Source organism: Streptomyces sp. NPDC094032, from assembly GCF_040303965.1.
Classification (GTDB): Bacteria; Actinomycetota; Actinomycetes; order Streptomycetales; family Streptomycetaceae; genus Streptomyces.
In genome coordinates this window covers 25,714-40,089 of sequence record NZ_JBEOUE010000007.1, presented here as the reverse complement: position 1 = coordinate 40,089, position 14,376 = coordinate 25,714, and the positions used below count along the sequence as shown (strand labels likewise).

Genomic DNA, 14,376 nt, shown 5'->3' with positions numbered 1-14,376 from the left:
CGGTGGCCGGAAGGCGGTGATCGCGGCGAGGGAACGTTCCGTCGACAGGGGCCGGTCGTATGTCGACCCGCACGGCCCTCACGGGGCCGGCGTGCTCAGTGGATGATTCCGGTGCGCAGGGCCACGGCGACCATGCCGGCCCGGTCGCCGGTGCCCAGCTTGCGGGCGATGCGGGCGAGGTGGCTCTTCACGGTGAGGGCCGACAGGCCCATGGAGACGCCGATCGCCTTGTTGGACTGGCCCTCGGCCACCAGCCGGAGCACCTCGACCTCGCGGCCGGAGAGCTCGCGGTAGCCGCCCGGGTGGCTCGGGGCACCCGGGGGGCGGCGGTGGCCGAGGCGGGCGGCCGCGGAGCCGATCGGGGCGGCACCGGGGCGGGTGGGGTGCCCGATGTTGGTGCGCGTACCGGTGACGACATAGCCCTTGACTCCGCCCGCGAGGGCGTTGCGCACGGCGCCGATGTCGTCGGCGGCGGACAGGGCGAGGCCGTTGGGCCAGCCCGCCGCGCGGGTCTCGGACAGCAGCGTGAGTCCGCTGCCGTCCGGGAGATGGACGTCGGCCACGCAGATGTCGCGCGGGTTGCCGACGCGGGGGCGGGCCTCCGCGATGGACGACGCCTCGATGACGTCGCGCACCCCGAGCGCCCACAGGTGGCGGGTGACGGTGGAGCGGACGCGCGGGTCGGCCACGACGACCATGGCCGTCGGCTTGTTCGGGCGGTAGGCGACCAGGCTTGCGGGCTGCTCGAGGAGAACGGACACCAGGCCTCCTGGGAAGGATGCGGGACGGAGCCGGCTCGGGGAAGAAGCCGGGGGCGAACCCGTGCTGTGAAGGGGTCACTGACTCCTTCGGCAGCTGGGCCGCCCGCCTTTAGGGAAAGATCACGATTTGGTGAGTAATAATTGGGGCAATTCGGACGCGTGATCGATCATCGTACGAGCCGTACGCGCACCGGGGCCGCATCTGTCCGGAAATCGACGTTACGAGCGGGCCCGCACCGCTACCGCTGCTGCGGCCCGCGCCGCTGGGGCAGCGAGACGACCCCCGCGCCCGACGTCGTGCCCGCCCCCGGGTCCGCCGCCGACGGCGGCAGGCCCGCGATCTGGCAGAGCAGATCGCACCAGGCCGCCAGGTGCGCGCCGGTGTCCGGTACCCCGGCCGGGCCCTCCCGGGGCGTCCACGAGGCCCGGATCTCGATCTGGGTCGCCGGACGCCGCTCCGCGAGCCCCCCGAAGTAGTGCGAGCCCGCCATCGTGACGGTCCCGCTCGCCTCCCCGTACGCCAGACCGCGCGCCTCGAAGGCCCCAGTGAGCCAGGACCAGCAGACCTCGGGCAGCAGCGGATCCGCGGCCATCTCCGGCTCCAGCTCGGCCCTGATCAGCGTCACCAGACGGAACTCGCCCTTCCAGGCCTCGTGCCCCGCCGGGTCGTGCAGCAGCACGAGCCGCCCGTCCGCCAGATCCTCCTCGCCGTCCACCACGGCCGCCTCCAGGGCGTACGCGTAGGGGGCGAGCCGCTGCGGCGGCCGGGTCGGATCGACCTCGATCTCCGGCCGCAGCCGGGCCGTGCGCAGCCCCTCGACCGCCCGCCCGAACGCGGGAGGCACCGGGTCCTTCTCCGTGGGGTCCACCCTGTCGCCCGCCGTCTTCTCCGTCCCTCGAATGCCGTCGGAATGATCGGAAAAATGTCCCTGAGCCGCAGCCATGCGGGGAAGAGTAGGCGGAACGGGGCCCGTGCGCAGGGAGGGACACCCGCGCCGGGCGAGCGGCTTCTCGCCACATGCGAAGATTCTGGGCGTGAGCGCCATTGACAGCCCGAAGGGCCAGCAGACGAAGCACCAGCCGCAGACGTACGACTCCGCGTTCCTGAAGGCGTGCCGCCGCGAGGCCGTGCCGCACACGCCGGTCTGGTTCATGCGGCAGGCCGGGCGGTCGCTGCCCGAGTACCTCAAGGTCCGCGAGGGCATCCCCATGCTGGAGTCGTGCATGCGGCCCGAGCTGGTCACCGAGATCACCCTTCAGCCCGTGCGCCGCCACAAGGTCGACGCCGCGATCTACTTCAGCGACATCGTGGTCCCGCTGAAGGCCATCGGCATCGACCTCGACATCAAGCCCGGGGTGGGCCCCGTCGTCGCCGACCCGATCCGCACCCGCGCCGACCTGGCCCGGCTGCGCGACCTGACCCCCGAGGACGTCCACTACGTCACCGAGGCCATCGGGATGCTCACCGCCGAGCTCGGCGCCACGCCCCTCATCGGTTTCGCCGGTGCGCCGTTCACCCTCGCGAGCTACCTCGTGGAGGGCGGTCCGTCCCGCAGCCACGAGCACACCAAGGCGCTCATGTACGGCGACCCGCAGCTCTGGGCCGACCTGCTCGACCGTCTCGCCGAGATCACCTCGGCCTTCCTCAAGGTGCAGATCGAGGCCGGCGCCTCCGCCGTGCAGCTCTTCGACTCCTGGGTGGGCGCGCTGGCCCCCGCCGACTACCGCCGCTCGGTCATGCCGGCCTCGGTGAAGGTGTTCGACGCGGTCGCCTCGTACGGCGTCCCCCGCATCCACTTCGGCGTGGGCACCGGCGAGCTGCTCGGCCTCATGGGCGAGGCCGGCGCGGACGTCGTGGGCGTCGACTGGCGCGTCCCGCTCGACGAGGCCGCCCGCCGGGTCGGCCCCGGCAAGGCGCTCCAGGGCAACCTCGACCCGGCCGTGCTCTTCGCCTCGCGCGAGGTCGTGGAGGCCAAGGCGGACGAGGTCCTCACCGCGGCGAAGGACCTGGAGGGCCATGTCTTCAACCTGGGCCACGGCGTCATGCCCGCGATGGACCCGGACGCCCTGACCCACCTGGTCGACTACGTGCACACCCGCACCGCCGTCTGATCCGCCGGGGGCGGCGGGCTCAGCCCGCCGCCCGCACCGCGGCCACCGCCTTGCGGGCCGCCACCAGGACCGGGTCCCACACCGGTGAGAACGGCGGCGCGTAGCCCAGGTCCAGGGCCGTCATCGCCTCCACCGTCATTCCGGCCGTGAGCGCCACCGCGGCGATGTCCACCCGCTTGCCCGCGCCCTCCCGGCCCACGATCTGCACCCCGAGCAGCCGGCCGGTACGCCGCTCCGCCAGCATCTTCACCGTCATCGGCGCCGCCCCCGGGTAGTAGCCCGCCCGGCTCGTCGACTCGATCGTCACCGTCACGTACTGGAGCCCGACCTCCCGGGCGTCCTTCTCGCGCAGCCCGGTCCTGGCGATCTCCAGGTCGCAGACCTTCGACACCGCCGTGCCGACCACCCCGGGGAAGGTCGCGTAGCCGCCGCCCGCGTTGGAGCCGATGACCTGGCCGTGCTTGTTGGCGTGGGTGCCGAGGGGGACGTGCCGCTCACGGCCCGACACCAGGTCCAGGACCTCCACGCAGTCACCGCCCGCCCAGATGTTCCCGTGCCCGCGCACCCGCATCGCCAGGTCCGTCAGGAGACCGCCGTACGCGCCCAGCGGCAGCCCCGCCGCCCGTGCGAGGGAGGTCTCGGGCACCACGCCCATGCCGAGGACGACCACGTCCGCCGGGTACTCGCCCGCGTCGGTCGCCACCGCGCGCACCCGGCCGTCCTCACCCGTGAGGATCTTCGTCACCGGCGCGGAGCCCACCGTCGTGATGCCGAGCCCGTCCATCGCCGCGTGCACCAGACGCCCCATGTCCGGGTCGAGCGTCGCCATCGGCTGCTCGCCCCGGTTGAGGACCGTCACCTCGAAACCGCGCCCGAGCAGCGCCTCCGCCATCTCCACGCCGATGTACCCGGCGCCCACCACCACCGCCCGGCGGCCCCGGGCGAGGCCCAGCGAGTCGAGCAGCGCCTGCCCGTCGTCCAGGGTCTGCACCCCGTGCACGCCCGGCGCGTCGATGCCCGGCAGCGGTGGGCGCCGCGGCCGGGCGCCGGTCGCGATCACCAGCTTGTCGAAGCCGGTCCACTCCTCCGCGCCCGACTCCAGGTCCCGGCCGAGCACCCGCTGCCGGTCCAGGTCGAGCGCGGTCACCTCGGTGCGCATCCGCAGATCGATGTCCCGGGCCCGGTGCTCCTCGGGGCTCCGGGCGATCAGCTCGTCCCGTTCGGCGACGTCGCCGCCGACCCAGTACGGGATGCCGCAGGCCGAGTAGGAGCTGAAGTGCCCCCGCTCGAAGGCGACGATCTCCAGCTCCCCGGGCCCCTTGAGCCTGCGTGCCTGGGACGCGGCGGACATGCCCGCCGCGTCCCCGCCGATGACCACCAGTCGTTCCGTCATACGAACACGCTACGACGGGAGGGCGGTTACGGGGTGTTCCCCTCCTCGGCGAGCGCCTCGGCGGACTCCTCGGCGGCCTCCTCCACGGCGGCGTCGACCGGCTCCGCCTGACGCTTCGTCCGCCGGGCCAGCCGCGGCCGGACCGCCCAGCGCCACACCGCGTACCCCAGCGCGAGCAGCGCCAGCCACGGCGCGAGCGCCGCGAGGACCACCAGCGTCCAGGCGAGCGCCGCCACCAGCGCGTCCCAGCCGCCGCCGAGCGCGTCCAGGAAACCGGGCCGGTCGTCGTCCCCGGCCGGGGCGCCGGACTCCGGCTCGGTCAGCTGAAGGGTGATCGTGGCCATCGTCGTCGTGTCCTTCAGCGCCGCCTGCTGGGCGAGCAGCGACTCCAGGTCCGCCTGGCGGCGGCTCAGCTCGCCCTCCAGGGTGACCACGTCGCCCAGCCGGGTGGCCTTGTCCATCAGGGCCCGCACCCGCGCCACGCTGGCCCGCTGGGTCGCGATCCGGCTCTCCACGTCCACCACCTGGGCGGTGACGTCCTTGGCGTCCGCCTTGCGCGAAAGGAGCCTGCCCGCGCCCGCCAGTTCGGTGAGGACGGAGTCGTACCGCTCCTGCGGGACCCGCAGCACGACCCGCGAGGTGACATGGGTGTCGTCGACGCGCTCGGTCGTCTCGTTCTCGACGTGGCCGCCGACGCCCGCCGCCACCCGCCGGGCGGTGGCCAGCGCCTTCACGGCGTCCTTCACCTCGACGTACATCTCGGCGGTCCTGACCACGTGCTGCGGGACCCGCACCGGCGCCCTGCTCCCCGCCGTGCCGTCGGGCGCCTTCTCGGCGCCGGAGGCCCCCGCCCCCTCCGGCCCCTCGTAGGCGGGCTTCGCCGCGCCCGAGTCCACCTTGGCGTCGGACGCCATGGTGTCGGCACCGCCCGATCCGGCACAGCCCGTCAGGAACAGGGCGCCGGCCAGCAGCGCCGCCGCGGCTCTTCTTCTCGAACCCCGCACAGGTGACCCCCCAAGGTCGTGGTGTGTGATGCCCGTTGGACGTGCCGTCCCGGCGGCGGGTTTCGGCGCGGCGGTAGCGAAGCGGTCACGGTCCGGCCTCGGAACGGGAGCGCCTGGGCGATTTGAGAGAGTGGTCCCATGAACGCGAACGCGCAGACCACGGGCGGACCGGACGTCGTCGTCGTCGGAGGCGGCATCGCCGGCCTGGCCGCAGCCCACCGCCTCGTCACGTCCGGCGCGCGGGTCACCCTCCTGGAGGCCGGGGACCGGCTCGGCGGCAAGCTGCTCGCCGGGGAGATCGCCGGCGCCCCCGTCGACCTCGGCGCCGAGTCCCTGCTCGCCCGCCGCCCCGAGGCCATCGCGCTCGCGCGCCGGGTCGGCCTCGCCGACCGGCTCCTGGCCCCCGCCACCACCACCGCCTCCGTCTGGTCGCGCGGCGAGCTGACCCCCATGCCCAAGGGGCACGTCATGGGCGTCCCCGCCGACGGCGACGCCGTCGGGGGGCTGCTCTCCCCGGAGGGCGTCCACCGGATCGCCCGCGACGCCGAGCTCCCGCCGACCGAGATCGGCGAGGACATCGCCATCGGCGCGTACGTCGCCGAGCGCATGGGCCACGAGGTCGTCGACCGGCTCGTCGAGCCCCTCCTCGGCGGGGTCTACGCGGGCGACGCCTACCGCATCTCCATGAAGGCCGCCGTCCCCGCCCTCTTCGCCGCCGCCCGCGCCCACGGCACCCTCGCCGAGGCCGTCCGCGCCGTCCAGCGGGCCGGGGCCGCCACCCCGAGCGACGCGGCGGGCGCCGCCACCGGCCTCGGCGGCGCCGCCTTCGCGGGCATCCGCGGCGGCGTCGGCACCCTGCCCGGCGCCGTCGCCGACGCGATCCGCGCCGCGGGCGGCGAGATCCGCACCGGCACCCCGGTCACCGCGCTGCGCCGCACCGGCCCGCGCGGCTGGCAGGTCGTGACCCCCGAGGGGGTCCTCACCCCCGACGCCGTCGTCCTCGCCACCCCCGCCGGGCCCGCCGCAGCCCTCCTCGCCGACACCGCGCCCGCCGCCTCCGCCGAGCTCGCCGCCGTCGAGTACGCCTCCATGGCCCTGGTCACCCTCGCCTTCCGGCGCGCGGACGTGACCGGACTGCCGCAGGGCTCCGGCTTCCTCGTACCGCCCGTCGACGGGCACACCATCAAGGCCTCCACCTTCTCCAGCCAGAAGTGGTCCTGGGTCGCGGACTCCGCCCCCGACCTCTTCGTCCTTCGCACCTCCGTCGGCCGGTACGGCGAGGAGGAGCAGGTGCACCGCGAGGACGCCGACCTGGTCGACGTCTCCCTCAAGGACCTCGCCGCCGCCACCGGCCTCGCCGCCCGCCCGGTCGCCTCCACCGTGACCCGCTGGATCGGCGGCCTGCCGCAGTACCCGGTCGGCCATCTCGCCCGGGTCGCCCGGGTCCGCGCCGCCGTCTCCGGCCTGCCGGGACTGCACCTCGCGGGCGCCGCGTACGAGGGCGTCGGCATCCCCGCGTGCGTCGCCTCGGGCCACCGCGCGGCGGACGAGATCATCGCCACGTCCGAAACCACCGACCCTGGTGCGGGGCACTCATCGTGACGGGCGAGAATAGGCGTATGAGTGCGCCCGAAAAGATCCCGAACGCCGGTAAGAAGGCGAAGGACCTCAACGAGGTCATCCGCTACACCCTGTGGTCCGTCTTCAAGCTGCGCGACACCCTTCCCGAGGACCGCGCCGGCTACGCCGACGAGGTCCAGGAGCTGTTCGACCAGCTCGCCGCGAAGGACATCACGATCCGCGGCACGTACGACCTGTCCGGTCTGCGCGCCGACGCCGACGTGATGATCTGGTGGCACGCCGAGACGAGCGACGAGCTCCAGGAGGCGTACAACCTCTTCCGCCGTACCCGCCTGGGCCGCGCCCTGGAGCCGGTCTGGTCGAACATGGCGCTGCACCGCCCGGCCGAGTTCAACAAGTCGCACATCCCGGCCTTCCTGGCCGACGAGACCCCGCGCGACTACGTCTCGGTCTACCCCTTCGTGCGCTCCTACGACTGGTACCTGCTGCCGGACGAGGACCGCCGCCGGATGCTCGCCGACCACGGCAAGATGGCCCGCGGCTTCCCGGACGTCCGCGCCAACACGGTCGCCTCGTTCTCGCTCGGCGACTACGAGTGGATCCTGGCCTTCGAGGCCGACGAGCTGCACCGGATCGTCGACCTGATGCGCCACCTGCGGGCCTCCGAGGCGCGGATGCACGTCCGCGAGGAGATCCCGTTCTACACCGGCCGCCGCCGCAGCGTGGCGGACCTGGTGGCCGGCCTGGCCTGACGGCCCGGTCCACCGAACCCGGTCACCGCCCCGCTCCCAGCCGGGCGGCGACCCCTCGACCCGGAAGATCAGAGGGCCGGCGGAACTCCGCCTGCCGCTCCAGCGACACCGGGTCCGGCTCCGGGTGCGGCGCGCATGACGCGCGCCGCACCGGCGTCCCTCCCTCCGGCTGCGCCGCCTGGCCGGGCACGGCCCCCGTGAGCAGATAGCGCTCCAGGTAGCCGTTCACACACGCGTTGCTCCCGCCGCCGATGCCGTGGCTGCCCGCGTCCCGCTCGGTGACGAGCGCCGCGCCCCACAGCCTGCGCTCCAGCTCCCGCGCCCCTTCGTACGGGGCCGCCGCGTCCCGCTCGGCCGCCAGGATCAGCACCGGCGGCAGCACCCCGGGACCCGTCCGCACGTCCAGCGGCTTCTGGCGCGGCGCCTTCCAGTACGCGCAGGGCAGGTTGGCCCACACGTTGTCCCAGGTCTCGAACGGGGCCAGGTTCGCCAGCCGGGTGTTGTCCCGGTCCCACAGCGCGAAGTCCTCCGGCCAGGGGGCGTCGTTGCACTCCACCGCCGTGTACACGGCGGCCGCGTTGCCCGGATCACCGGCCTCCGCCTCCCCGCTGCGGGGCGCCTCGGCGGGCCCCGCCTGGGCGATCAGCGGCTTCGCGTCGCCCTTCAGATACGCCCCGAGGGCGCCCGCCCGCGCCGCCCAGAAGCGGTCGTCGTACAGCGCCTGGAGCACCGCCCCGTGCAGCTGCCCGGGACCGACCTTCCCGCCCGCCGGGGCGGCGGCCAGCTCGGCCCGTACCTTCTCGTAGTTCTCGCCCACCTCGGCGGCCGTCGCGCCCAGGCCGTACACGGCGTCGTGCTTCGCCGCCCAGGTGCGGAAGTCCGCCCAGCGCCGCTCGAAGGCGAGCGACTGGTCCAGGTTGTTGACGTACCAGATCTGCCGGGGCGCCGGGTTCACGGGCGCGTCGAAGACCATCCGGCGCACCCGGTGGGGGAAGAGCGTCGCGTACAGGGCGCCGAAGTACGTGCCGTAGGAGGCGCCCATGTACGTGAGCCGGGGCTGGCCGAGCGCGGCCCGCAGGACCTCCAGGTCGCGGGCGTTGTTGAGCGAGTGGTAGTGCCGCAGCGCCGCGCCGGTGCGGCGGGCGCAGCCCTGGGCGTAGGTCGTGGCGCGGGCGACCCGCTCCTTCTTGAAGACCTCCGAGGGCAGCGTCGGCGCGAGCGTCGGGCCCTTCGCCCGGTCGGCCGGGTCCTGGCAGGAGACCGGCGCCGAGCTGCCCACCCCGCGCGGGGCGTAGCCGACCAGGTCGTACGCGGCGGAGATCCGCTGCCACGCGGGGAGCCCGGCGGCCAGCGGGAAGTACAGGGAGGAGGCGCCGGGCCCGCCCGGATTGTAGACCAGCGCGCCCTGGCGTCCTTCGACGGGGCCGGTTGCCCTGGCGCGGCTGACGGTGAGCGGGATGCGGGTGCCGTCCGGGGCCGCGTAGTCGAGCGGCACCCGTACCGTGCCGCACTCGACCGGGGCCGGCAGGTGCTCGGCCGCCGGGCACGCCCCGAAGCGGATGCCCTCGGCGGCGGCGGTCCGCACGGCGGCCCGGACGCCCCGGGTCTCGGCGGGCGGCGCGTCGAGCCCCGGCGCGGCGGCGGCGGGTGCGACGGCGCCCGGCGCGATCAGGGCGGGGGCGACGAGGGCGGACAGCAGGAGCGTGTGCAGCGCGACGGACCTCATCGGCGCTTCCCTTCTACGGGCCTGGCCACGGCAGCGTGACGCCCAAGGGAACCCGGCGCGCGGGCGAAGTAAAGGACCTACGACAGGTGTTGCCTGTCATGTACCCGAAAGGCGGCACGGAGCTCGGGCTCCAGGACCCGGGTGCCCCGCGTCGCGAGCGCGGTGAGCGGGTCGGCGGGGGAGAGCCCCGCGAGCAGCCGCCGGCCGGCCGGTGACGCCCAGCACGCGTAGTCGGGCGTCTCGGCGCGGGCGATCAGCAGACAGAGCCCGGCCGCCACCAGCGGCAGCGAGAACCCGGCGAGCACCGCCCCCCGCTCGCCCGACGGCACGAGCAGCGCGGCGCCCGTCCCGAGCGCCAGGGTCAGCAGGAACGCGGCCCGCACGGCCCGGGCCCCCGACGCCACCGAGGCGCGCGCGTGCTCCGGCAGCGCGAGCCCGCGCGCGACCAGGCCGGCCGCCAGCGCCCGTACGCTCGCGTCGTCGGCGACCAGCGGCCGTACCGCCGGGATCCGCGACTGCCCGTCCGGGCCGATCGCGCCGAGGACCGCCCGCTCCAGCGCGTCCCGGCCGCCGGTGTCGGCCGCGACGGTGGCCCAGCCGCTCCCCGCGAGCAGCAGCAGCCGGGCCCGGTGCATGGAGACCAGGGTGAGATCGGTGACCCGCAGCGGCCCGCCCGCGAGATACGCCGCCTCGCTGACGCTGAGCCCGTCGCCGTCCCCGCCCGCCCGCGCGTCGGTCAGGACGGCGGCCCGGCACACGCGGGCGCAGCTGACACCGGAGACGACGAGGGCGACGAGGAGCAACGGGACCCAGACCATGAACCGGTTGTACGGGAGGACCGCGCACCCCGCCACCGGAACGGGGCGGCGGGGTGCGCGGGATCAGGAACTGCTGCCGCAGGAGCTGCTGCTGGAGGAGGACGAGGAGCAGGAGCTGGAGGAGGACGAGGAGCAGGAGCTGCCCGACGAGGAGGAGCAGGAGCTGCCGCCGCCGGACGAGCACGAACTGCCGCCGCCCGAGCAGGAGTTGCCGCCCGAGCTTCCGGAGCACGAGCTGCCGCTTCCGCAGCCGCCCCCGCCGCCGCTGTCGCCACCGGCCGCCGCCGCGCACCACATGACCGGCAGGAAGGCCGAGTCGGAGTCGGAGTCGGAGTCGGGGGAGTGGTGCGTGGTGCCCCGCCGCCGGCCCCGGGGGAACGGCGGTGCGGCACGGAAGCGGGCCGCCGTCGCCAACTGTTCCCGCAGCATCGGGTCGGGCAGCGCCCGCAGCCCGTGCAGCGCCACGAGCGTGCCCGGGTCGGCCACGTGCCCGTGCTGACGCCGGTACGCGGAGACGGCGGCGTGACCGGCCGCCGAGACCCGGCTCGATGCCGACGAACCGCACACCACGGCCGTGACCGCCACGCCGACGATCGCCGGCAGCACCTTCAGGATGAACGGCACCGGGGTGTCCCCGCCCGCGTACTGCATGACCGTGATGACCAGGGCGACCGGGGCCATGGCCACGGCCGCGAAGCCGAGCCCGAGGCTCCAGCGGACCACCCGGCGCCGCGCCGAGGGCTCGGAGATCAGCCCGCGCGCCGCGAGCGCGTCGCCGGTCTCCTGGACCGCCGGGTGCCGCATGACGGCGAGCCGCAGCGCGGCGAGGGCGCCGTGCGGTGCGGCGGCCAGCTCCTGGAGGACGGCCCGCTCCACGGGGTCGTGGGCGGTGGGCCGCAGGACCTGGACGATGCCGGGGCCGCCGACCGCGATCCGGCCGTCGGCCTGGAGGGAGGCGAGGGCGCTGTCGACGACCCTGGCCGGGCCGCCGTTCAGGAACGCGGCCTCGTAGCGGTCGTGGACGGGGCCGCCGGAGCCGCTCCGGGCCCGGCGCGACAGGACGACGAGCCAGCCGACGGCGGCGACGCCGACGGCGTAGAAGAGGACGACGGGGATGCTCATGGCCGCCTCACCCCTTTCCGAGTGCGGTGCGGACGCGGTGCGCGATGCGGGCGGCGGGGCCCGGCGGACGGATGCCCGCCCGCTCCCGCCACCAGGCGGTGAGGGCGCGGCGGGCCGCCGGGTCCTCCGGGCGGCCCGCGACGAGCAGCCCCTCGACGAAGTCCAGGGCGTCGTGCCGGTAGCCGTCCGTCATGGGCCTGTTCCTGGCGTACGAGAGGAACGCGGTCCGGTACTCCTCGCCCAGGATCTCCGGCAGCTCCGGCGCGACCTTGGCCACGACGTCCGCCCGCTTGGCGGCGAGCGCCCGGCTCTGCACCCCGAGCCGCCGCAGGTCGAACCCTTCGGGGGCGGGCGTTCCGGCGACGAGCGCCGAGAGGAGTGCGGCCTGGGCGAGGCCGACGCGCTGGCGGGCGGGGGCGGTCCTGGTGGCTTCGGCGGCCTCGACGGCCGGGGCGCTCCGGGGCGCGGGCACCGGCGGGGGCGCGGTCACCGGCGTCCGTACCGGCATCGTCCCGCCCGAGACCCGGGCCCCGGCCCCGATGAGCAGCGGGCGCGGGCGGGCGGTCGCCACCGTCGTGCGGATGGCGTCGAGTTCGGCGGCCAGCTCCTCCGGCGCCGGGAAGCGGTCGTCGCGCTCAAGGAGCACGCCCGGCGGGGCGACCCGCGAGGCGAGGTCGGCCAGGATGTCGAGGACGGGCCGGGACACCGGGTGGGCGTGGGTGTCGTGCCAGACCCCGTCGCGCTCCAGGCCGCCGGCCACGTGCACGTACGCGATGGCCTCGACCGGCAGCTCGGAGAGCGCCCGCGCGGGGTCCTCGCCGCGGTTGACGCGGTTGGTGTGCAGGTTGGCGACGTCGATGAGGAGCCGTACCCCCGTACGCTCCACCAGCTCCGCCAGGAACTGCCCCTCCGTCAGCTCCTCGCCCGGCCAGGAGACCAGGGCGGCGATGTTCTCCAGGGCCAGCGGCACCGGCAGGGCGTCCTGCGCGATCCGGACGTTCTCGCACAGCACGTCGAGTGCGTCCCGGGTCCGGGGCACCGGCAGCAGGTGCCCGGCCTCCAGGAACGGCGCCGACGGCTTGAGGGAGGACCGCGGCCCCCAGGCCCGTACGAACGCGATGTGCTCCGTCACCAGCGGCGCGCCCAGCAGCTCCGCCTTCCGGGCGAGCGCGGCCAGCCGCCCCGCGTCCGGGCGTTCGGCGCCGCCGAGTCCCAGCGAGACGCCGTGCGGGACGACGGTCACGCCCCGCGCCCGCAGCCGCTCCAGGGAGCCGGGCAGATGGTCGTCGCACAGGTTCTCCGCGACGACCTCCACCCAGTCGACCCCGTCGAGGCCCTCGACCGCGTCCGCGATCTCGGGCCGCCAGCCGATGCCCGTACCGAGCTCCTTCATGTCCCCCATGTCCCCCTCCTTCGGTCCCTGAGCTGATGGCCCGGAATCAAGCGTTCGAATCCGGAGAGGGGGACGTTCAGAGCTTCATTTGAGGTTTCACCTGCGCGGGCCCTCATCGGCGCTCATCGCGCGGGGGCGAAGGGTCCGTCCAGGGCGGCCCACTGGAGGAGCAGGATGGTCTTGCCGTCGGCGATGCGCCCGTCCCGGACCATGGCGAGGGCCTCGGCGAAGGGCAGTTCGAGGACCTCGATGTCCTCGCCGTCCTCCTCCAGGCCGCCGCCGCTTCCGGTGCGGTGGGCCGGGGTGTAGGGGGCCGCGTAGAAGTGCAGGCGCTCGGTGACGGAGCCGGGACTCATGTACGCGTCGAGGACGTGGGTGAGCGGGCCGAGCTCGACCCCGAGCTCCTCGGCGCTCTCGCGGCGGATCGCGGCGAGCGGCTCGTCGCCGTCGAGCAGCCCGGCGGCCGCCTCGACGAGCATGCCGTCCGGATGGGCGTTGACGTACGCCGGGTAGCGGAACTGGCGGGTGAGCAGGACCAGTCCGCGCGCGGTGTCGTACGGCAGGACGACGGCGCCGTTGCCCCGGTCGTAGGTCTCGCGCTGCTGGGTGACCCAGCGGCCGTCGCGGCGCCGGTGGTCGTAGGTGGTGCGGCGCAGTACGTGCCAGCCCTGGGAGGTGAGCTCCACGTCGCGGATCACGACGTCGGGGTTCCGGCCCAGGTCGCGTCCGGCCTGGTCGAGGCCGGTGCGGCCGCGGTGGTCGGGGATGTCGACGCCGGGGCGGCCGGTCGTGCCGTCGCTCGCGCTGTGTGTCGGCTTGTCGTTCATGGCGCGCTACAGTACACGCAGAAACGTGCAAGAACGGGAGAGAATGCGGATGCTGGCTGCTGAACGGCGTGACCACCTGCTGGGTCTGCTCGCTCGCGAGGGCAAGATCGTCGCCAAGGACGTCGCCGTGGAACTGGGCATCTCGGAGGACAGCGTGCGGCGCGACCTGCGCGATCTCGCCGCCGAGGGGCTCTGCCACCGTGTCTACGGCGGCGCGCTGCCGGTCTCTCCGGCCGTGGCGGACTACACGGCCCGCGCGGCCGTCACCCCCGACGGCAAGCGGAAGGTCGCCGAGGCCGCCGCCGCGCTGGTGCGGCCGGGGAGCGCGCTGATCCTCGACGGCGGCACCACCGCCCTCGCTGTCGCCCGGGCCCTCCCGCCGGAGCTGGCCTGCACCGTGATCACCCACAGCCCGACCATCGCGGCGGCGCTGCTCGACCACCCGCGGGTCGAGATCTTCGTGCTCGGCGGCCGGATCTTCGCCCACTCGGCGGTCGCCTGCGGCGCCGCCGCCGTGGAAGCTGCCCAGAACGTGTCGGCCGACCTCTGCCTGCTCGGCGTCACCGGCGTCCACCCGGACGCGGGACTGACCACGGGCGACGCGGAGGAGGCCGCGATGAAGCGCGCCCTGTCCGCCCGGGCCGCCGAGACCTACGTCCTGGCCTCCTCGGAGAAGATCGGCACGGCCTCCCGCTTCCGTGTCCTGCCCTTCGCGGACGTCACGGGCCTGATCACCGACGCCGACCCCGACCACGCGGTCCTCGGGGAGCTCAGGGGGCGGGGGGTGGAGGTGGTGGCGGCGGGGTGAGGGGGGAGTCCGGGGTGGGTGCGCGCCCGTAACCGGGGTGGTCGGCGGGGCGGCGTCGGGCCTGGGTGCCCGGAGTCCG

13 protein-coding genes are annotated in these 14,376 nt (G+C 75.0%); 4 read left to right on the top strand and 9 right to left on the bottom strand.

Annotation, left to right across the window (positions count from 1 at the left end; translation table 11 throughout):
- Positions 1-95: 95 nt before the first annotated feature.
- Positions 96-761 (bottom strand): response regulator transcription factor, encoded by a 666-nt coding sequence (locus ABTZ54_RS12720; protein ID WP_017242457.1) that lies wholly within the window; start codon positions 759-761, stop codon positions 96-98.
- Positions 762-1,000: 239 nt separating this feature from the next.
- Entirely contained in the window at positions 1,001-1,705 is a 705-nt protein-coding gene (locus ABTZ54_RS12715) for a DUF3000 domain-containing protein (RefSeq protein WP_351660993.1), read from the bottom strand.
- Between the two features lie 91 nt (positions 1,706-1,796).
- Here ABTZ54_RS12715 and hemE point away from each other — a divergent pair, with 91 nt between their 5' ends.
- Positions 1,797-2,873 carry a uroporphyrinogen decarboxylase gene (hemE, locus tag ABTZ54_RS12710; RefSeq protein WP_351660990.1) on the top strand — a complete coding sequence of 359 codons (1,077 nt, stop codon included), beginning with the start codon at positions 1,797-1,799 and terminating at the stop codon, positions 2,871-2,873.
- A 19-nt stretch (positions 2,874-2,892) separates the two neighbouring features.
- Here hemE and ABTZ54_RS12705 read toward each other — a convergent pair whose 3' ends face one another.
- Complete coding sequence (locus ABTZ54_RS12705; protein ID WP_351660988.1) at positions 2,893-4,266, bottom strand: FAD-dependent oxidoreductase; 1,374 nt, start codon at positions 4,264-4,266, stop codon at positions 2,893-2,895.
- A 26-nt stretch (positions 4,267-4,292) separates the two neighbouring features.
- Complete coding sequence (locus ABTZ54_RS12700) at positions 4,293-5,270, bottom strand: DUF4349 domain-containing protein (protein WP_351660985.1); 978 nt, start codon at positions 5,268-5,270, stop codon at positions 4,293-4,295.
- Between the two features lie 138 nt (positions 5,271-5,408).
- Between ABTZ54_RS12700 and hemG the strand changes: the two genes are divergently transcribed.
- Positions 5,409-6,872, top strand: a complete 1,464-nt coding sequence (gene hemG, locus ABTZ54_RS12695; RefSeq protein WP_351660982.1) for a protoporphyrinogen oxidase — start codon at positions 5,409-5,411, stop codon at positions 6,870-6,872.
- Positions 6,873-6,889: 17 nt separating this feature from the next.
- The gene (hemQ, locus tag ABTZ54_RS12690; protein WP_351660979.1) at positions 6,890-7,603 is read left to right on the top strand and encodes a hydrogen peroxide-dependent heme synthase; all 714 of its coding nucleotides are present in this window, start codon (positions 6,890-6,892) and stop codon (positions 7,601-7,603) included.
- 22 nt (positions 7,604-7,625) lie between these two features.
- On the opposite strand, the gene ABTZ54_RS12685 is transcribed toward hemQ, so the two are convergent.
- From ABTZ54_RS12685 to ABTZ54_RS12665, 5 genes are all read right to left on the bottom strand, one after another.
- Complete coding sequence (locus ABTZ54_RS12685) at positions 7,626-9,329, bottom strand: alpha/beta hydrolase (protein ID WP_351660977.1); 1,704 nt, start codon at positions 9,327-9,329, stop codon at positions 7,626-7,628.
- Positions 9,330-9,406: 77 nt separating this feature from the next.
- Positions 9,407-10,147 carry a TIGR04222 domain-containing membrane protein gene (locus ABTZ54_RS12680; protein ID WP_351660974.1) on the bottom strand — a complete coding sequence of 247 codons (741 nt, stop codon included), beginning with the start codon at positions 10,145-10,147 and terminating at the stop codon, positions 9,407-9,409.
- A 63-nt stretch (positions 10,148-10,210) separates the two neighbouring features.
- The gene (locus ABTZ54_RS12675; protein ID WP_351660971.1) at positions 10,211-11,269 is read right to left on the bottom strand and encodes a TIGR04222 domain-containing membrane protein; all 1,059 of its coding nucleotides are present in this window, start codon (positions 11,267-11,269) and stop codon (positions 10,211-10,213) included.
- Positions 11,270-11,276: 7 nt separating this feature from the next.
- Positions 11,277-12,662: an MbnB/TglH/ChrH family RiPP precursor modification enzyme gene (locus tag ABTZ54_RS12670; protein ID WP_351661624.1), complete on the bottom strand. Its 1,386-nt coding sequence runs from the start codon at positions 12,660-12,662 to the stop codon at positions 11,277-11,279.
- Positions 12,663-12,784: 122 nt separating this feature from the next.
- Positions 12,785-13,489 carry an NUDIX domain-containing protein gene (locus ABTZ54_RS12665; RefSeq protein WP_351660968.1) on the bottom strand — a complete coding sequence of 235 codons (705 nt, stop codon included), beginning with the start codon at positions 13,487-13,489 and terminating at the stop codon, positions 12,785-12,787.
- 49 nt (positions 13,490-13,538) lie between these two features.
- On the opposite strand from ABTZ54_RS12665, the gene ABTZ54_RS12660 reads away from it, so the two are divergent.
- A complete protein-coding gene (locus ABTZ54_RS12660; RefSeq protein ID WP_351660965.1) occupies positions 13,539-14,297 on the top strand; it encodes a DeoR/GlpR family DNA-binding transcription regulator in 759 nt (252 codons plus the stop codon).
- Positions 14,298-14,376: the final 79 nt, after the last annotated feature.